Origin of the sequence: Candidatus Pelagadaptatus aseana (genome assembly GCF_040362265.1) — a bacterium.
Lineage (GTDB): Bacteria > Pseudomonadota > Gammaproteobacteria > Pseudomonadales > Cellvibrionaceae > Pelagadaptatus > Pelagadaptatus aseana.
Map to the genome: position 1 here is coordinate 105785 of NZ_BAABNJ010000004.1, position 18614 is coordinate 124398.

14 protein-coding genes are annotated in these 18614 nt (G+C 53.4%); 6 read left to right on the plus strand and 8 right to left on the minus strand.

The genetic code is table 11. From position 1 onward, the window contains the following. The first annotated feature begins 76 nt into the window (after positions 1-76). The 5 genes from ACPXV9_RS07295 to ACPXV9_RS07315 all read left to right on the plus strand — a co-directional run bounded on the left by ACPXV9_RS07295 (position 77) and on the right by ACPXV9_RS07315 (position 3426). Positions 77-874 carry a ParA family protein gene (locus ACPXV9_RS07295; protein ID WP_423895792.1) on the plus strand — a complete coding sequence of 266 codons (798 nt, stop codon included), beginning with the start codon at positions 77-79 and terminating at the stop codon, positions 872-874. Further along, the gene (locus ACPXV9_RS07300; RefSeq protein WP_423895793.1) at positions 871-1728 is read left to right on the plus strand and encodes a chemotaxis protein CheW; all 858 of its coding nucleotides are present in this window, start codon (positions 871-873) and stop codon (positions 1726-1728) included. Before ACPXV9_RS07295 ends, ACPXV9_RS07300 begins: the two co-directional genes overlap by 4 nt. A gap of 107 nt (positions 1729-1835) precedes the next feature. Next, positions 1836-2321 (plus strand): chemotaxis protein CheW, encoded by a 486-nt coding sequence (locus ACPXV9_RS07305; protein ID WP_423895794.1) that lies wholly within the window; start codon positions 1836-1838, stop codon positions 2319-2321. A 47-nt stretch (positions 2322-2368) separates the two neighbouring features. After that, a complete protein-coding gene (locus ACPXV9_RS07310; protein WP_423895795.1) occupies positions 2369-2839 on the plus strand; it encodes a DUF2802 domain-containing protein in 471 nt (156 codons plus the stop codon). Positions 2840-2859: 20 nt separating this feature from the next. Further along, the gene (locus ACPXV9_RS07315) at positions 2860-3426 is read left to right on the plus strand and encodes a hypothetical protein (RefSeq protein WP_423895796.1); all 567 of its coding nucleotides are present in this window, start codon (positions 2860-2862) and stop codon (positions 3424-3426) included. Between the two features lie 16 nt (positions 3427-3442). Here ACPXV9_RS07315 and ACPXV9_RS07320 read toward each other — a convergent pair whose 3' ends face one another. Genes ACPXV9_RS07320 through ACPXV9_RS07345 form a run of 6 tightly spaced genes read right to left on the minus strand, consistent with a single transcriptional unit; the run spans position 3443 to position 16058 of the window. Further along, positions 3443-4153, minus strand: a complete 711-nt coding sequence (locus ACPXV9_RS07320; protein ID WP_423895797.1) for a FecR family protein — start codon at positions 4151-4153, stop codon at positions 3443-3445. Between the two features lie 14 nt (positions 4154-4167). After that, positions 4168-6276, minus strand: coding sequence for an HlyD family efflux transporter periplasmic adaptor subunit (locus ACPXV9_RS07325; protein ID WP_423895798.1), 2109 nt, complete (start codon positions 6274-6276; stop codon positions 4168-4170). A 2-nt stretch (positions 6277-6278) separates the two neighbouring features. Next, entirely contained in the window at positions 6279-7613 is a 1335-nt protein-coding gene (locus tag ACPXV9_RS07330; RefSeq protein WP_423895799.1) for an HlyD family efflux transporter periplasmic adaptor subunit, read from the minus strand. Next, positions 7613-13384: a VCBS domain-containing protein gene (locus tag ACPXV9_RS07335; protein WP_423895800.1), complete on the minus strand. Its 5772-nt coding sequence runs from the start codon at positions 13382-13384 to the stop codon at positions 7613-7615. The genes ACPXV9_RS07330 and ACPXV9_RS07335 overlap by 1 nt, the downstream gene beginning before the upstream one ends. Before the next feature lie 47 nt (positions 13385-13431). Then, the gene (locus ACPXV9_RS07340; protein ID WP_423895801.1) at positions 13432-14196 is read right to left on the minus strand and encodes an efflux RND transporter periplasmic adaptor subunit; all 765 of its coding nucleotides are present in this window, start codon (positions 14194-14196) and stop codon (positions 13432-13434) included. A 38-nt stretch (positions 14197-14234) separates the two neighbouring features. Further along, entirely contained in the window at positions 14235-16058 is a 1824-nt protein-coding gene (locus ACPXV9_RS07345) for a TolC family protein (protein ID WP_423895802.1), read from the minus strand. 237 nt (positions 16059-16295) lie between these two features. Here ACPXV9_RS07345 and ACPXV9_RS07350 point away from each other — a divergent pair, with 237 nt between their 5' ends. Next, a complete protein-coding gene (locus ACPXV9_RS07350) occupies positions 16296-17135 on the plus strand; it encodes a formylglycine-generating enzyme family protein (protein WP_423895803.1) in 840 nt (279 codons plus the stop codon). 55 nt (positions 17136-17190) lie between these two features. On the opposite strand, the gene ACPXV9_RS07355 is transcribed toward ACPXV9_RS07350, so the two are convergent. Both ACPXV9_RS07355 and ACPXV9_RS07360 read right to left on the minus strand, forming a co-directional pair. After that, positions 17191-17946, minus strand: coding sequence for a YciK family oxidoreductase (locus ACPXV9_RS07355; protein ID WP_423895804.1), 756 nt, complete (start codon positions 17944-17946; stop codon positions 17191-17193). 10 nt (positions 17947-17956) lie between these two features. After that, complete coding sequence (locus ACPXV9_RS07360) at positions 17957-18613, minus strand: HAD-IA family hydrolase (protein WP_423895805.1); 657 nt, start codon at positions 18611-18613, stop codon at positions 17957-17959. Position 18614 lies beyond the last annotated feature (1 nt).

An 18614-nucleotide genomic window follows, 5' to 3' on the forward strand; every position in this document is an offset into this window, starting at 1 on the left:
GTTAAAACCTGGTGAGTTTGAATCGCGCCAAAACTTTGACATAAAAACTATTTGAAAGATACATCGGGAGTTCTGCTTGCAAGTCTGGACCATTGCCAATCAAAAAGGTGGCGTCGGTAAAACCACCACCACGGTTACCATGGGCGGCCTGTGTGCTGAACAGGGGAAGCGCGTGTTGCTGATTGATCTTGATCCCCACGGTTCATTGAGCAGTTATTTCAAGCAGGACCCGGATACTGTCAGTCATTCGACGTTTACCCTGTTTCAGGAGCGTAAATCTTTGACGCCGGAACTGTTGCATGAGTGCATTGTAGACACCCCTTTTGATAATCTATCCCTGATTCCGGCCTCAACGGCTCTGGCTACATTGGAGCGCCAGGCTATTGGGCAGGACGGTATGGGATTGGTAATTGGTCGGGCGCTGGCGATGATCCGCGATCGTTACGATCAGGTATTGATTGATTGCCCACCGTTGGTTGGGGTTTTGATGATCAATGCCCTGGCTGCCTGTGATCAGCTGTTGGTACCTGTACAAACTGAGCATTTGTCCTTGAAAGGGCTAGAGCGGATGACCCATACCTTGGAGATGATGAGTCGCTCACGCAAGAAACCACTGGACTACATCATTGTTCCTACAATGTTCGATCGCCGTACTCAGGCTTCAGTCAGCAGCCTGAGAATTATTCGCAATACCTACAGCGATCGAGTCTGGCCGGGGAAAATACCGGTGGACACCAAGTTACGTGATGCCAGTAAAGCCGGTGTCCCCCCCCATTTATTCGAGCCCGGCAGTCGCGCGGTTGAAGCCTATCGTTCGCTGATGAAATGGCAAGCCAATTATCTGGCGGAGCAAGCGTTGAGGATGCCGCTGTGACCAGCGAAACGCCACAGGACAGTTTGCAGCACTATTTTGATGATCTGCTGCTGGATTCCTCCGTCAATGCTGCAGAGGAGCCTCGCCCGCAGCCCAAGAAGATCGAAGAACCCAAAGCAGATCCTCCAGAGCTGAGTTTTCAGGAAAAGCAAAGGGATAAAGAGGTTCAGGCCAAGGCCAAATTAGCCCGCTTGTTGTCATCAGCACCGGTACAAACAAAAACACAGACTGAAACCAGGCCTGTGGTCGATGCGTACGTTAAGGAAGCGGTCACCGAGATCGAACCGACCGTTGCAGTCGAAGAGATTGTAGAGGTAGAGCAGTCAGTAGAGGTGGAGGCTGACTCTGTACCAGAAGAAGAGCTGATGCAATCACTGGCTTGGCTTGATAATGGTCGCCCTCGCTGGGCCCAGGAACGCTTCGATGTGTTGTTATTTTCGGTTTCCGGTCTGACTTTGGCCGTGCCTCTGATCGCATTGGGGCAGATCCAACCTTTAACCGATGAGCTAACCCCGCTATTTGGTCAGGCCGACTGGTTTATGGGGTTGCAGCCTACTCCGATGGGTAAAATACGTACGGTTAATACCGCCAAATTTGTGATGCCTGAGCGCTATGATGATGCCTTTTTGGAGAGCGCAAAATACGTAGTATCCATCGATGGTCTGCCTTGGGGATTGGCAGTTGATGAAGTAAATCAACCCATCACTCTGGAGCCAGAAGATGTAAAATGGCGTGGTGAACGAAGTAAACGTGCCTGGTTGGCCGGCACGGTAAAACAGCATATGTGTGCATTGATCGACATCCCCATGATGGGGCAGCTCTTGGAAAATGAAGATCATGCAAAAAAGATTTAACTTAGTTGGCAAACAGTCGATACACTGGCATAGAAGCTGCTATTAACTATAGTAGTGGAGTGGTGATGTTAGTTTTTTGACGCTCGAATTATTGAGGATTTGTGGTTATGACAACCAGCTCTACAAAAAGCAAAGCAAGTGAAGATCCGGTATTGCAGTGGGTAACCTTCAGACTGGCCGGAGAGACCTACGGCATTAACGTAATGCAGGTTCAGGAGGTATTGCGTTATTCCGAGATCGCCCCGGTACCTGGTGCTCCCACCTACGTGTTGGGAATCATCAACTTGCGCGGCAACGTTGTGACGGTTATTGACACTCGTCACCGCTTTGGCCTGGAGTCCGGCGAGATCACAGACAATACCCGTATTGTGATTATCGAAGCCGACAACCATGTGGTTGGTATTCTGGTCGATAGCGTGGCCGAGGTTGTGTACCTAAGACAATCAGAAATTGAAACGGCACCAAACGTCGGAAATGATGAAAGTGCCAAGTTTATTCAAGGGGTTTGTCACAAGAACGATGAATTGTTGATTCTCATCGAGCTGGACAAACTGTTAACAGACGAAGAGTGGGCCGAACTGGAGAGCGTATAAGCCACCAGTCACCGAACCCGCTCTGGCAGTGAAGAGGTTCAAGAGTTATGTCGAGTACTATGTGGATGAATTTTGCCTTGATAGGCAGCATTGGCATCAGTTGGATGGCGTTGGCTCTTGCGATGGTTTGCTATGGACGCTTACGCAAACAGTCACTGCTGACTCAGCGGTTGTATCAGCGCCTCGATCATAATCTGCAGATGACCAATAATGGTTCTATCGGCATGGGGCGCCGATTGATTGCACTGGAAAAACAGTTGCAGCAAATAGATGCAGCCGAAGCCGCTAACGAAGTCGCTTCTGAAAATTTGGTGCAGGTGGCTGAAGCAGAAACGGTTGTCGCGACCGACAAAGCCCCCAATCCTATTGAAGGGCTGGCCCCTGATCTGGCTGATGCCGCTCGTTTACTTAATGCCGGGCTCAATACGGAAGAAGTTGCCCGTCGCTGTGGCATATCTCGTGCGGAGGCTTCTTTGATGGAGCTGATGCATTCCCAAGTTAAAAACGCTGCCGCCTGATAGACGAACAGGTGCATATCATGTCGCGGCTTCGTTATTTCGCTATTCTGGCCTTTATGGCAAGTGCCTTATCTGCTTGCAGCTTTGTGGATGTGCGCGATCAGGTTACCTATGAACACGATGGCAAGCGGGTACCGGAAGAAATCATTCAGCAAATCACGGCTGGCAAAACCACCCGCAAGTGGGTGATGGAATACCTTGGTAAACCCGATGCCATGAAGAGTCATAAAAATGGCTCTGAAGTGTTCACCTACCGTTTTTCCGAAAATAAAAACCAACGTGTACGCGTCCTGTTTCTCTTCAAATACGAGGACACCGGGCACAAAGAAAAGCATGTTTTTATTCAGTTTGTGAATGGCCGTGTCCACAAATTGTGGCGCGACTACACGCTGCCGATGATCCCGGAAAACATGTACGACTATCAAATCATTGATACGGTAGAGAAAGAGCCGCCGCTGTGGGAAACCCTCACCAAACAAGAGCCGGTTCAGGCTGAAACGGCACCTCAGAAAAGGACTCCGCAGCCTTCCGTTAATGATTCCGGGCTACAGCGATCTAACAGTGACGATTGGTGGTGGCCACTTTAATCCAACCCTGTGCCTATTAGTCCAGACAATCTTCTTCAATGGTGTCGCCTACCATTGAAGAAGGGATCCCTACGCGTACAGCTTCTTCTGCCGTCAGTATCCGCGCTACACGGGTGTTGTTTTCAATGTGCGAATATTGCCCCGCGCTTATCTGCTGTCGGCCGCCATCATTGATGGCTGTTACCGCACCTTCCATAACATCGATATAGAGCCCTGCATCGGGAACCTGACCAGCTAGGTTGGTTTCATCAATACAATCCTGTTCCTGAGCGCAAAGCAGCAAGCCAAAATGGGTTCCCCGGATACCTATGGTGGCGTGGCTGGTGTAGGTTAATTGCCGATCGGGGTTGCGCTTGCCAATCAAGCCGGTGATGGAGCGCAAACTGCCTTTGAGTAGATTGAGAGTGTAGCGGTCCTGTTCGGGAGCATCGGTTTTAAATCGATAATTCTCAATTCTGATTTCACTGTTGGGACGAATGATCAGATTGCCGCCATCGGTAAATTTAATGCGCGCATAACTCTGTTTGGCAGTAATCAAAAGGTCGCCTTCATTTACGGCCGAGTTCTTGGTCAAAGCCCGTCGAGAATCGGAATCCATTTCCAGGCTGACGAGTTCCCCTCGCAGATGGGAAACCGTACCAACCAGTGACGTCGATTCAGTTGCTGATAGCGAGGCTGAGAATCCGCAACTGAACAATATAGCCAGATGCAGCTTGCTGATGGTCATATTGTTGTCTCCTTTTAAAAACTGGCCTCGCGAACAAAAAACACAGCAACAGCACGGAAGAAATCGTCCAGATAGGCTTTGGGTTGACCCTGAATCACGACATTGCCCCGCAGGGATTTCAAGGTCGCTGCAGCTTCAAGTTGAGATTCGTCTAGGGTCAACGTAACCCGATAGTGAGCTTGCTCCGGGGTTAATCCAGAATCCGATTCGCGCACCAGTATCTTTCCGCCGTGGGTTGATGCCAATATGTCATCCTCCAGAATGCGGGTCGCGTCAGGCTCAATGGTACTTACCAAAAGTTCGAAGGGCGTGTGGCTGCCGGAATCGGTATAAAATCGCGCGCGGTCGCCTTCTTTGAGCCGGGACAACTGCGCTTCGGTCACATAGGTGGTGACTTGCCACTGGCTTTTATCAACCAGCTGGCCAAGAATTTGTTTGTCTCCTATCCAGTCCCCTGAACGAATATCAGGAGCGGCAAAATAGAAATGCCCATTCAAGGGGGCAACCAGAGAATAACGTTTTATTTCGTCGTCGATCAGCTGCTGTTCACTGCGGGTTTTCAGCATTTCTGCCTGAAGACGTTGTCGGTTCTCACGAAAGCTCGCTTCTACCAGTGCCGTCTGTAATTGCCAGTCCAGACTTTTAAGTTTCGCATTCAAGTTCTGTTTCTGGAACATCAGGTCGGGATTGGTCAACATCATTAGGGTGTCGCCGGCATTCAGGTAGCTGCCATCGGATACCATAATGTTATCGATTCTTGCGGCACCGGGGGAGGTGATGTCGGCGGATCGCTCTGGCTGAAGAATACCTTGAGCTTCAATACGCCCGTCCCAGGGAATGGCAAGTAACAGCAGCGCAATCAAGAAGCCAAATCCCGTTAACCAGCTTCTGCCAGAAGCCAGAATGGCACGCCACTGTGACGTCCAGTGCGAAAGCTCTTTCAATATGGGTGCGGCGATAAACCACCAGAGTTCCATTGCTGCCAGCAGGGGACCCAGTGGTTTGGGTAGCATTTGATAGAGCAGCCAGGCGATACCGATAAAAATAATCAAACGATACAGCCAGGTGGCAAAGCAGAATGCGATGATCAAGCGCTGGCGTTCCGGTGGCAGGGGTTCTGGTGCTGGTTGTGCCAGACCGAATAAGCCGTTGCGCAGCCACCATTTACCGAGGGCAAAGCTACGCTGATGCAGGTTTGGCATGTCGAGCCAGTCCATCACCAGAAAATAGCCATCAAAGCGCAGGAAAGGTGACAGGTTAATAAGCAGGGAGGAAATCCAAGTGGTACTCGCCAGCAAAAAAGCGGCGTTGCGCAGCTGTCCTTCTGGCAACAGGGACCAGACCAGGGTGGCCCAGGCGGCAATCGCCAATTCAACCATAATACCTGCGCTGCCCACTGCGAGACGTTGCCTTTTACTGCGTAACCTCCATACATCGTTAACGTCGGTATATGCCATCGGCAACAGCAGCAGGAAAGCAACGCCCATGGTAGGCACGCGACAGCCATAGCGCTTGGCGGTAAAAGCATGCCCGAGTTCATGCAGAAATTTTACGAGAGCGATGGTCAAGCCAAACGCAATCACGCCCTGCCAGGTAAACAAATTCACCAGAGACGAGCTGAATGTCTGCCATTGCTGTGACAGTTGCATCAAGCCCACAGCAAGTACCACTAAGGTCAGTAACAGGAAGCTTTTACCAAACAGAGGCGTTACTTTGGCCAAGTGACGATCAAGCCAGCGGTCGGGGTGCCATAGGGGAACCCGGAAAAACAGGTAGTGTTGTACCAGTTTTTTACCCAGAGAGGGGGACTGCTGTTCTCGTTCGGCAAACCAGCGACTGCTTTGGGGGTCGTGTCGTTGGATCAATTCATTGTCGCTAAGAAAACCGATCAGATTTTCCATGTCGTCTTTATCGGTGGTAATGGTGGTTTCGACATCGATGGCTTCGAGAACTTTCTGGCTGTCCCCCAGATGCCAACGCGACAGCATTTCAAAGCTCTGCCAATCGATGCGAAAGAACAGATTCCGTACCGGATCCTGCAGGGACCAGTTAGGAGCTCCGCTGTGGCTGCTGGGTGCTGTATGAAGAATCAGGTCTTCGCGCAAACGGGGCAGGCTGGCCATGTTTACCACCCCAGCCAGCTTCTAAGTGATGCCAGAGGACGCCGGATGACCCAGTAGCCAAGGCTGACGGGAGCGCCGTATAACTTCAGCGTCCCCTTAAGGCCCAGCTGTGGTAAATCCTGTTGCCCCGATAATGATGCGCGTACCCGATAGGCGTAGTGGCCTTCAGGTCTCAGGCTGGCTGCGTGGGCAACGTAATTCAGACTGGCCCGAACTGGTTCAAGGGGGCGGGCATTCAGGTAAAGCAGAGCCTCGCTGCCCGGTGACAATTCGATGACATCCTCGGGGGCCAGCCAGGCTTCTATTTCGATCTGATCCGGAGTGGCAATGACCATGATTTTCTCACCGGTAATCACCGGCCGACCTTCCCAATGGGATGGGTCCTGAAACAGGGCGATGCCCTGTCGTTCGGCGTTGACCTTGCCTCTGAGTTTAAGGGATTGCAGGTATTCCAGTTCCTGCTGGCGTTCAGTGATTCTGGCTTGCAACAGGGCTAGGTCGGCTTTCAGACGGGTGTCGAACAGGGCTTGCTGAGCCTTTTGGCGGTATTCGGTTTTGGCAACTCGCAGTGCATCGGTGGTGATTTGCAGACGGTTGTTGATTTCTGTCTGATCGTACACAAACAAAGCTGTGTTGAGATCCACTGATTGATAAGGACTGACCACAATATCGGCAATAACACCATCCAGCGGTGCTCTAACAACTTTGGGCTCAAAGGGAATGATTTCGCCCGGAGCAAGAACACTCAGTCGCACGGGCAAAAACAGACTGGCAATTACCAGAGCAGCAACCCAAAAGCGCACCGAGCGAAACCACTGTAGAGGTCTCCTTAATGTGGCAGTGCCTGATTGAAGCCATCCGTGTTGATGGCTCGAGTGGAGCTGATAGGACTGCTGCCAGATACTCAGCCATTCTGACAGGTTGCTGAGATCGCTGTCGTGCCAGTAGTGCTCGCGAACCAGCAACAAACCGCCCGTTGACAGGGGGATAAACAGGGCAAAATCGGGGAGCCATTGCCCCCACTCGGCGTTCAGTGTTTCCGGCAGTTGATCCGGTGTTATACGCTGCGGCTGTTGGTAGGTCTGTTTATTCAGACATGCGAAAACCTGTTTCAGCCAAAGCGTATAGGGGGCATTGGCCTCCGCTGCGGCAACGCCGGAAACAACCGGTTCCTTGCCGGGTTGCCACAGAACCGCTTGACGATAGGGGCAGAGAGTATGGGTCTCATTGACGAGCAGGAATCTCAGTTCGGCTTCAGTCTCGGCCTCACGGCTGCGTCGGGATAACACAGTGAGAGCCTGCAGGGCACCGGGGTTGTGCAACAGATGCTCCGCCATCAGGACTCCATCCTGAGCGTGCGCGCCGTATCAATGCGCTGTTCGTAGTCGGATTTCCAGGCCATAAGGTTTTGCTGGCGCAGTTGATCGGAGAACGAGGGTGAGCCAATCCCGGCGCTGCTGTCTGGCTCCAGACGCAGGGTAATCAGAGTCTCGACCTGCTGCCCCGATTCATCCCGGGCAATTACTTTGATCATTAACTCGCCGATAAAATCTTCTGGCGGTGTACCAGTGAATTCGCCACTTTGCGGATCAAATTCAAGCCATTCCGGCAGCTCCGAACCATCGGCCATGGATGCGGAATAACTGATCAGGGCATCGGGGTTGCCATGCCTGAAAGCATCGGCCGGTATTGCATAGCTGAATTGCTCGCTCCCGGTTGCAAATGTTTGCGTGGGCAGAGCCGAAGGCGATTCAAACCGATAATTGTTGCTGTCAGGCGCGCTACTATCCAAGCTGTCCGTTTCCGATAAGGCACGGTCAAGCATGCGCTCCACCTGTTGTAGATCCTGTGCGGCCGCGTCGGAAAACTTTTCCAGCCAGTGTAACTGGCATGCCTCCCGGGCTTGTTGCTCATGGAATTGGATCGCCTGAGGGGTAAGCTGCTCGGGTCTGGGGATCAGGTTGCGACTGTCGGCAATCAGGTCGCTGTTGCCCTGTTCATCAATCAATTGATTGATGCTTGGAATGCTACTGTCGAGATTATGTATCTGCGACAAATAGACATCGCCACTGGATGGCAGTGGTTCCAGAACGATATCGCTGCCAGCGTCTAGGATGTCTGCCGCATCATCCTGCAAGATCGGGTTGGGGTCTTCGATGAAGATATTCGGAGGGTCGGTAATACCTTCAATCACAATGCTCAAGGTCGTATTGACGGCGCTGCCATCGCCATCAATCAGCGTATAGGTAAAGACTTCTGTGAGCTGTTCGCCATCGTTCAGGCGGGTTACGGTGGTATTGGTGTTATCGAGGGTGTAGCTGTAACTGCCATCGGCGGCCATGCGCAAACTGCCGAAGGCTCCGTTGATGCTGCGGTTTACTGTTCCCGGAGCAATCAGATTGGTGCCGGTGTCGCCCTGGGTTACTCCGGCAATGGTTAAATTGCCATCGATATTGGCCAGGTCGCCGGTTACCGGGTCAGTGATGACGTTACCGCTGACGGTATCGCTGACATCGTCCTCTACCACGGTGTTCTGATCAGCAACGGCGGTGGGGATGGTATCGGTAATCAGAATATCAAGTGTGTCATTGGCGGTATTGCCAATGCGGTCGGCGATATCGATGATGATGCTGTCGATTACCTCGCCGGCACTGTGATCTTTGCCCAGCCCGGATGGCGTGTAGTCGTAACTGAAGTCGCCGGTTAGGCCATCATAGGCGGTAATGGTAAGGGTGCCTTCCGTGGTGATGATGGCGACAGGGTAGGTGTTGGGCAGCAGGTCGGTACCACCTACCGTCAGCACAGAAAGATCCGGCAGCAGTGGCTGGATGTTGAACTGGCCGCTGAGGGTTTCATTTTCGGGAATGCTGATGTCACCGCTGTCAGCGGCATTGTCATCATTGATGGTGATCACCGGCAGTGCGCTGGTGCCATCGATGGTGATATCCAGTGTGGTGCTGCTGAGACTGCCATCGGTATCACCCAGTGTATAGGTAAAGGTTTCGACCAGCGATTGGGTGGTATTCAATGCCTGCACAGCAAACAGGGTGTTGTCCAGAACATAGGTGTAACTGCCATCGGGTAGGATGGTCAGGGTGCCATAGCTGCCCGGTACGGCCACGCCTACAGTGGCCGGTGATGACAAGTCCACGCCGGTGTTGCCGGCGGCGAGTCCCACTACGGTGTTGGGTAAATCGCCACTGAGGTCGTCGGGCCCCGAGACGCCGGTGATGACATTGCCGGTTATGGTGTCGGGTAGCGTGGCTTCGGTGATGTTATTGGCATCGGTTACAGCAACAGGCGCTGTGTCGACGATTTGAATGGTCATGGTGTTGTTGGCAATCTGGGCCAGGCCATCGACCACACGAATGGTGATGTTATCGATCACAGCACCGGCTGTGTGATTACGGCTATTGCCAGTGGGATCGTAGTTGTAGGCCACTACCCCAGTTGTCTGGTCAAAACTGGTAATGGTGATGGTGCCCTCGGCCGTGGGAATGGCAACCGGGTAGGGGCCGGTAGTGACATCGGTGCTGTTGACGGTTAGCGCGGCAATATTATTCAGCGGGGTTACCAGAAAGACCCCGGCAAAGTTACTGTCTTCTTCAACATCTACTTCACCGACATTGGCGCCATTGATATCCGGGATGGTAATGGTGGGATTGTCATTGATGCCGTTGATGGTCACCTGAATCGTATTAAAACTGGTGCTGCCGTCACTGTCTTCGAGCGTATAGGTAAAGACATCGGTGATACTTTGGCCGCCATTGAGGGCTTTGACTACGTTGTTGTTGATGTCCAGATTGTAGGTGTAGGTACCGTTACTGGCCACGGTGATGTCACCAAAACTGCCATTGACTGTGACACCCACAGTCAGAGGGTCAATCAGCGGGGCGCCGGTGGCGCCAACGGCAATGCCGGATACTACAACCGGTGTGTCGGTGTTGATGCTGTCATTGAGCATGATATTGCCGCTGCTACTCACCGGTGTCAGTGCCTCGGTGAGGCTGATATTGTCGACTACGGCGACCGGAGCATCGTCAAGAATCAAAATGTCCAGCGTTTCGCTGGCGGTTTCCGCGGTATTGTCGGTAATGGTGATGGTGATGCTGTCGACGATTTCGCCACCACTGTGATCTTTGGGGGCGGCAGCGGGCGTGTAGTTGTAGCTGACTTCACCGCTGCTGGCATCGTAACCGGTTATGGTCAGTGTGCCTTCGGTGCTACCAATGACGATGGGGTAGGGGCCGCTGACCACTTCGGTGCCGTTGATATCAATGGAGGTCAGATTGTTGAGCGGAAATACCAGAAAGCTCTCGCCGGTCAGACTTGAACCTTCCAGCACGGATATATCACCGGTGGCCACACCATTACTGTCGTTGATATCGAAACTTGGGAAGCCGGGGGTGGCAACGGTGACATCGGCAATCGCGGCTCTGGGGGTGATGGCCGAACCGCCTTCATCACCACTCATGCTGGCCCCTACACTGATGGTGTAGTCGTCGTTTACCAGAGTTTGATTGAAGTCAGGTGCCACCTGCACCAGATAGCTGATCTCTACCCGTTGTCCCAGTTGCAGTCCCTGGTTGCCGCCGGTTCCCGGGTCGGTATCAATCAGGTTGTAACCGGCGCCGTCGAGAGGAAAGTTACCGGTGCCGCCATCCAGGTTGGCGTCGTTATAGAGCACGGCGCCATTGGCGTCGTAGACGGTCAGAGTGGCACTGCCGGGAATATAGGTGGCAACTGCCGGATCCGGCAGGGTGTCCGTAAAATTCAGGTTGGTGAGTTCGCTGTTGAGGGTGTTGCTGCCAATCAGGGTAAATTGGATTTGCTCACCGGGATCAATGTCGTTATCGCCGTCGCCGATGAATTCCTCCCAGGTTTTATGCAACCTGAAATCCGGATTTGGCAGGATCGACGAGCCGATATCAAGAGAGTGGCTGAGGCTTGGGTCGGTGCCATAGGCGGCCGCGATCAGGGTGCCGTCTTCGGTATAAATGCGTAAGCCGGACAGGTCAAAATTCGCCGCGGTGTTATAAATCCGATAACTTTCGAGACCGGTCAGATTATAGCGATAGGTGTCGGCATCAATCATGGCCCCCGGAACAGCCACACCATCGGCATCGCGCACGGTAACGTTGGCACTGTCGATTAGCAGTCTGGTGTCCGATACCGGAGTCACCCAGACCGGGTTTTCGGTGGCGCTGTTGCTAATGTCTCCCGGGGCCCAGGCGATGGTTAATTCAGAACTCAAATTGTCTTGCGATATCAGTGGGAAGCCCCAATCCACCAGATTGTCTTCCTGAGCGGTCACCGCATAAAAAGTTTCACCGTCGACACTGAAAATGTGAGCGCCCGAATCAGGCATCACATGCCGGGTAACGCTGTTGGCGGCCAGATTGACGGTGGTAGTGGTTTGCAGGCCACTGGCATCGAGGCTGACGACATTGACATCAAAAGCGGTGCCCGATGGGTTATAGAGAAACAGCGCCTGAGGATCCAGCGGGTCGACACTGCCAACCGGGGTGTAGTAGCTGTCTGACCACTGGTCTACCGGGGCGATATTTAGCCAGTAGTTACCGAGATTGGATGTCTGGCCAGCGATGGCATAGACCGCAATGTTCTGATCGGCACTGACGGTGGCACCGGCGAGCACGCCGCCATCGACAAAGTAAGTCTCGCCCTCGTTGAGAGTGACACTGAATTCGGGGGTGCCATCACCGTCGGTATCAATGTCGATGTTGGTGCCGTCTGTAAAGGCACTGATGTGCAGGGATGTGTATTCAAATACCGGGAAGGGCCCCGGATTCTGGCCCTGAACATCTTCACCAATGGGCAAGATAAAATTGGTGCCGGCATTGCTGGTGCTGGTGACTTTTACTGCGCCGGCCAAATCTGTGTCGATGCCGGTATCCCAGCCAACGCGGCTGACATTGACAGACTGATTGGTGCCGATTTTATCCCGGGCATCAAAATCATTGGCCACCGGGGTGCCGGGATCGACGTTGTTTTGTAACAGGATCGGTTGACCGGGAACCAGCAGATCATCGGCGGTGCCGGGCGCAATGCCATTGGTCAGATCCCCACCCCCCCAGATCAGGGTGCTGGCCTGCAGCGGGTTGGTTAAATCCAGTTCATAGCCATCTTCCCAGTGGTCATAGACCACCACGGTGCCGGTGGCATTGGGTGCTATGGCGATGGTGTTGGCAATGATTCCGGAGGCGGCACCGCCGGCACCATTGGCAATGGTGTCGAGAGCGGTCGCCATATCGGCTTCGCTGATGGGGACATAGACGGTCTGTACGATATTGGCCGGGGCAGCGGCTTCGGTATTGAGGGTATAACCGTCGATTTCCAGTGTCAGCTGATCCAGCTCCTGAACCGGGTTGATCGAGTTGGTGGTGCCGTACAGCAACAGGCTGGCAAAGTGGTGACCTTCGTCGCCCTGTGTATCCACACCGTTGTTGAGTATCTGATCGAAATCGTGGCCAATTTCTTCAAGCAATACCGCAGCAATGGCGTCACTGCTGGTACTGTCCAGCCAATCGCCATTGAGATAGATGGTTGGGCTGCCGTTTGTGCCCGTTGCGCTGTAGGCACCGAGTGCACCGGATAAAGTCTCGTCACTGCGAATATCCAGCTGAATGCTGTAGTGTTGTTGCAGGTAGGTCTGTTGCAGGGCTTGCAGATTGTTCTGCCACTGCGGGTCATCGCTGTTGCCGGAAAATATCAGTTGAGCCTGCTGTTCAAAGTCGCTACTGGCGAACCAGTTGTGCAAATGCTGATGCAGTTGTGATTCGGCTTCATCGAGCTTTTGTTGTTGGCTGTTATTACCACTGGTGTTGCCGCTGATGATCAGCAGGTCGTGTCCGGTGTCGGTAGCCTGTGAGTTGCCTGATGCTCCTGATTGGCTTTCCTGAGGCAGGTTATTTTCCGGTTCAGGTGATGATTCCGGAGAGGCTTCTGTCGCTGGGGCCGGAACTGGGGCTGAGCCGGTTTCCACAAGGGTCTCAATTGCCGCACCATCAAACATCAGCCGCGCTTCGAGTTTATACGGAGCAGGGGCCTGGCGTTTCAGCGGGTGCTTGGTGTGACTCTGGTCTGACATGATCTACCTGCCTGATGCAACGCGTTGCAACTGAGTAATGGGATGATTCAAGGCGCCGGTGGCGTCAGCAAAATCCGGCCGCTCATGCCGACCATTAACTCTGGAAACTGACCGTCGATGATGGCGATGGCTTTTACAGATTGGCTGACCGGGTCAATCCGGGCGGCGGTTCTAACCAGTTTAGCCGGATAGGGCTTGTCCAGTTCATCAATGTGTACATCAAAGCCGTAACCGGGTTTGACTTTACGCATCCATCTGGAGGGCATAATAAACTCCAGTTCCAGCACCGAATCGTCAAAAATATCCAACAATGACTGCCCGGCCTGTACAAACTGTTGTTCCTGAGCATGCCGTTCGCCTGCTCGACCGTTATAGGGCGCTTTGATTTGACACTTTTTCAGGGTGGTATCGAGATAGCTGACATCGGCTTTGGCTTTCAGTACTTCAATACGACTGTTTTCCAGCTCTACCTGACCAATGGCATTGTGCTCCTGCAGTCGTTTATTACCCGCCAGAGTGTTCTGGGTGCCCGCCAGATTGGCTTTGGCTTTCTGTTGCTGGGCCTGTTGCAGGTCGCAATCGAGATAAATCAAGGTTTGCCCTGCTTTGAAGGCTTCGCCTTCGGCGACCCGGATCCGGTTGATCTTGGCATCAAACTCTGCGGCCAGAGTGGTGTGGCGCTGGGCATTGAGATGGGCTCGCAGTTCCATATTGTCGATGGCAAAGTCGCTGGCATGAGTCGACGTTGTCCAAGTGCCCAGGGCCAAACCTGAGACAAAAAGCGCGCTGATAAAGTACATCCGATTGTTCATTAGGTCGTTACTGTTACGTCGTGATTATTGCGTCGTGATTATTGAGTAGTTACTACAGCTACCGGTTTATTCAGTAATTGTTTCAGCCCCATAGCGTACCTCTCGGCGTGGCCATAGAGAAAGGGACCAAAGCGCACCAGATAGAGCTCCTGTTGCTTTTCGATATTGGGCGCTGAAAGGACCGCCAGAATGTTTTTGTTGTGGCGCAACACGGCCATGGCCTGATGTTGTGCCAGCTCGGCATTGTCGTAGGCCTTGTAGGCGCCCAGTTGCAGCCAGGTGTCGCGATGGCCCAGCATCGGTTTGCTTTGGGGTTCAGGTTTCGCGGTGTTTTTACTGGCCAGAGCAATGGCACTCTCGACGTTATCGTCAGGACTGAACAGGGTGTCGCTCTTGAGGCTGATGCGTAGCTGGTCCATCAGCTGCGGCAACGGAATCTGATCGAGGTTGCCCACTTTTGGCTCCAGTCCGACCGTAGCCTGGATTCGACTTTCGGCTTCGCGCACAGTCGCCAGAGCGTGGTAGTGACGGACTTCGCTGAGGATGGAGGTGACTTCGCTGGAAATGCGATCGAGATCACTGGCAACGGCGCTCTGTTGTTTGCTGTAGGCCAGTTGTGCCAATTTGCTGTCGACGTGATGGATATCCCGTGCACGCTGATATTGGCTGAGGGCGTGATGATATTCCTGCAGCGACAGGTGCAGTTGTGTCAGCAAACTCATCTGCAGAGCGGCGCGCTTGGTGCTGGCCAGATCGACACCCAATTCCGCCATCTTGTGACGTTTGGGGGCGCTGAGGATATTAATCAGGTTGTAACTGACCTGCATACCGGCATCCTGCCAGCTGCTGTTTTTCAGAAAGCTGTCATCGTCTGAGCGAAACCCGTAGCTGAACGACAGGTTGGGCAACATTTTCAGCAGGGTGCGCTGGGTCTCGATCACGGCAATGCGACTTTCATAGTGCTTGATGCGCAGATCCGGGTTGTTGATCAGTGCCAGCTCTTCCAGTTGGGTAATGGGGGCAATCAGTTGATGACCACCGGTGGCGGGAATGATCAGGCGAATCGGTGTGCCCGGTTTTTCACCGATCAGGGTGGCGAGCTGGCCTCTGGAAACAACCAGTTCGCGATTGACATTTTCCAACAGGCGCAGGTTTTCCAGCAGATTGCGCTGGTACTGCAGAGCCTCTTCCGGGCGACGGATGTTGGCGTCGGCAATGGCGCGTGAGCGCTGCAGTGCCGATTCGCCTTCATCGATGGCGCGGCTCACTCTGGTTTGTAATTCCTGGGCGGCAGCGGCACGCCAGAATGTTGTTTCAACCTCTTGGATCAGGTTGTGCATGGCGCGGCGGCGCTTTTCCACCGCGATCAGGGTGTGGTCGGCACTCTCTTTGGCGTTGTAATAGCCCAGACCGAAATCGAGCAGGTTCCAGTAAAACCCGAAATCCGTGATGGAGTGACTTTTGTCGGTCGAGGTAGAGTCACTGCCATCGGCGCTGAATCGGCTGTTTTCTTTGTCCCGCCAGGCGTAGCCAGCCTCGGCCAGCAGCGCCGGAATCATATCGTACTGGCCCACTTCCAGTTGACCCACTGCGATGGCGTGTTCGTAAATTCTGACCCGGTGCTCAAGGTTGTATTTGAGGGCGCGGGCAACGGCTTCTTCAAGCGTGATGGCGCCATCAATTTTGGGGGCGCCAAAGTAGGCAAAGTCCTGATCCTGCTGATTGGTCTTTTCCATCACCTCCCGTTCCAGCGGTTCGGGTTGTATGGCACAGCCGGTCAGAAGGGCAAACAGGGCGAGGGGTAACCAGCGCGTCAGGCTTATCCGGTTATTTCCCTTATTATTTCGGCAGAATCTAGGCATAAACAGCGTCTTGGGTCTGAATTGAGTGAGGCTCTGAAAGAGCTTTGCTTATTGCTGTTGTTATCGGCTGCAAAGGCCGCTTCTTTAAGTAGCTGTTTTCCGCCATTATAGGACGATTGTTTCAATTAAAATGTGCAATGGCTCAAGCCTTGGGCAAAACAGGCGATATAGAGATTAAACCGGCAGGTATTTAGGAATCCACGTGTTTGTCAAAAATTACTTCGCGGAGACTTCAGCGTGAGTCTGCGTCTGTGTTTATTGTTGGGGCTGGTTGCTCCTGTTCTATTGTCCGGTTGTGGCACCGCCAATGATTTGCAGCCCGATCGCTCGGTTGGTTACCAGCTCTGGTATGAGCCGGATATGGTGTTGGTGCCCGGTGGCAAATTTCCAATGGGGTCCAACTCAGAATACCCGGATGAGCAACCCGTAAGAATGGTGTCGGTTTCCGATTTCTGGATGAGTAAACACGAAATCACCTTTGCCCTGTGGGACGCCTGCGTCAATTCTGGCGGCTGTTCGTTTCGCCCGGATGATTTCGGCATGGGGCGCGGCAGTCGTCCGGTGGTGGGGGTGAGTTGGCTCGACATCAAACAGGAGTTTTTACCCTGGCTCAACCGCACCAGTAATGACCACTACCGGTTACCCACCGAAGCCGAGTGGGAGTACGCCGCGCGTGCGGGTGGTATTACCCTTTACAGTTGGGGTAACGACATCAGTTGTTCGCAAGCGCGGTTTGGTTTCAGTCGCTGCCAGAGTGTCGGCACCAAACCGGTTGGTTCCTATCTTCCCAATGGCTTTGGCCTCTTCGATATGCACGGCAACGTCTGGGAATGGGTTGAGGATTGCTGGTTTAAGACCTACAAAGACGCCTCTTCCAGTTCCAGAGCCCGGGAATATGAAGGCTGCCGGGAAAGGGCGGTGCGGGGAGGTTCCTGGTTTAGCTTGCCCTTTACCTTGCGCTCAGCCTTCAGGCTCAATAGCCCGGATAACAATCGCTCCGATGCCATTGGTTTTCGTCTGGTAAAAAGCAAGCCTGTGAAGGGGCTTGTTGAGCGAGTGGAAAAACAGTTTCGTTGAGATACCTAATTCCCATTTGGCTCCCATTTGGCGAGAGTAGGGTATCCGGGAAAACTTACTGATAACTGAATTGCTGGCCACTTACGCCTTCGCTGTCGCTGCTGATCAGGTAGAGGTACAGCGGCATTAATGCTTCGGGCGCTTTAACATCAACTGGGTTTTCAGCCGGGTAGGCGGTGGCACGCATTCGGGTGCGGGTGGCTCCCGGGTTGATGCTGTTGGTACGAATCCGTGTAACCCCCTCCAACTCCTGGGCAAGGGTTTGCATCAGGTTTTCCTGAGCGGCTTTGGAGGCGGCGTAAGCCCCCCAGAAAGCCCTTCCTTCGTAGCCGACAGTCGAGCCGGTAAAGATAATGCTCGCGCTCTCGGCTTTTTCCATTACCGGCAACAGGGCCTTGGTCATCATAAATGGTGCATTGACGTTGACGTGCATCACCGTCTGCCAGGTGTCATTGGAATAATTGCTGACAGGGGTTCTTTCACCCAGTAATGCGGCGTTGTGCAACAAACCGTCCAGTTTGCCGAAGGCATCAAAAATGGCCTGTGCCATATCTTCGTAGTCTTTTTCGCAGGCGCCTTCAAAGTTGATCGGGAAGATCGCAGGCTGGGCGCCACCGTTAGCTTCAATTTCATCGTACACCGCCTCCAGTTTGGCGATGGTCCGACCCATCAAAATAACGGTGGCGCCGTGGTTGGCAAAGGTCAGAGCGGCTACCTTGCCAATGCCTTCACCGGCACCGGTAATGGCGATAACTTTGTCTTGCAGCAGTTTGTCGGCAGGTCGGTAATCGTTGGGGAGTGTCTGGGTCATGGTGTTTTCTTTAAAGCAGTTTTTCAATTATCGGTGAGATGTCATCGGCCTGATCAACAATATAGTCGGCTTGCCATGCGTTGATGTCATCGGCTTCATCAATATAGCCGTAGCGTACCGCGATGGTGGTGCAGTTGGCCCGGTTGCCGCACTGGATGTCGCGGATGTGGTCGCCCACATAAACGATTTCATCGGTTTGGCAGCCGATGATGCTGGCGCCCAGGGTCATGGATTCCGGGTGCGGTTTGCGCTCGCTGACATGATCGGGGCAGATGACGCAGTCCGGTTGCAGTTGCAGGGCTCTGACCAGAGGGGTGGTGTACTGTTCGGGTTTGTTGGTTGCGATGCCCCAGGCCAGATTGTTTTCTTTACAGAAGCTGAGCAATTGTTCAATCCCGGGAAAGGGTTTGGTGGCCACGGCCAGGTGTTGCTCGTAAAGAGCCAGCAGTCGCAGGCGCAGATCTTCAAAACCCGGCTCACCTTCTTTGATGTCAAAGCCCAGCTCCACCAGTGCCCGGGCACCATTGGAAACAGTCTGACGAACCTTGTCGGCGTCTATTGGCCCCAACCCTTCCTCTTGGCGCAGCTGGTTGAGCACCACTTCAAAATCCGGGGCGGTATCGAGCAGGGTGCCATCGAGATCAAACAGTACAGCTTTAACCGTCATT

Coding starts and splice junctions, on each gene's coding strand:
- ACPXV9_RS07305 (WP_423895794.1), top strand. CDS start 1,836: ATGACAACCAGCTCTACAAAAAGCAAAGCAAGTGAAGATCCGGTATTG.
- ACPXV9_RS07310 (WP_423895795.1), top strand. CDS start 2,369: ATGTCGAGTACTATGTGGATGAATTTTGCCTTGATAGGCAGCATTGGC.
- ACPXV9_RS07315 (WP_423895796.1), top strand. CDS start 2,860: ATGTCGCGGCTTCGTTATTTCGCTATTCTGGCCTTTATGGCAAGTGCC.
- ACPXV9_RS07320 (WP_423895797.1), bottom strand. CDS start 4,153: ATGACCATCAGCAAGCTGCATCTGGCTATATTGTTCAGTTGCGGATTC.
- ACPXV9_RS07325 (WP_423895798.1), bottom strand. CDS start 6,276: ATGGCCAGCCTGCCCCGTTTGCGCGAAGACCTGATTCTTCATACAGCA.
- ACPXV9_RS07330 (WP_423895799.1), bottom strand. CDS start 7,613: ATGGCGGAGCATCTGTTGCACAACCCCGGTGCCCTGCAGGCTCTCACT.
- ACPXV9_RS07335 (WP_423895800.1), bottom strand. CDS start 13,384: ATGTCAGACCAGAGTCACACCAAGCACCCGCTGAAACGCCAGGCCCCT.
- ACPXV9_RS07340 (WP_423895801.1), bottom strand. CDS start 14,196: ATGAACAATCGGATGTACTTTATCAGCGCGCTTTTTGTCTCAGGTTTG.
- ACPXV9_RS07345 (WP_423895802.1), bottom strand. CDS start 16,058: ATGCCTAGATTCTGCCGAAATAATAAGGGAAATAACCGGATAAGCCTG.
- ACPXV9_RS07355 (WP_423895804.1), bottom strand. CDS start 17,946: ATGACCCAGACACTCCCCAACGATTACCGACCTGCCGACAAACTGCTG.
- ACPXV9_RS07360 (WP_423895805.1), bottom strand. CDS start 18,613: ATGACGGTTAAAGCTGTACTGTTTGATCTCGATGGCACCCTGCTCGAT.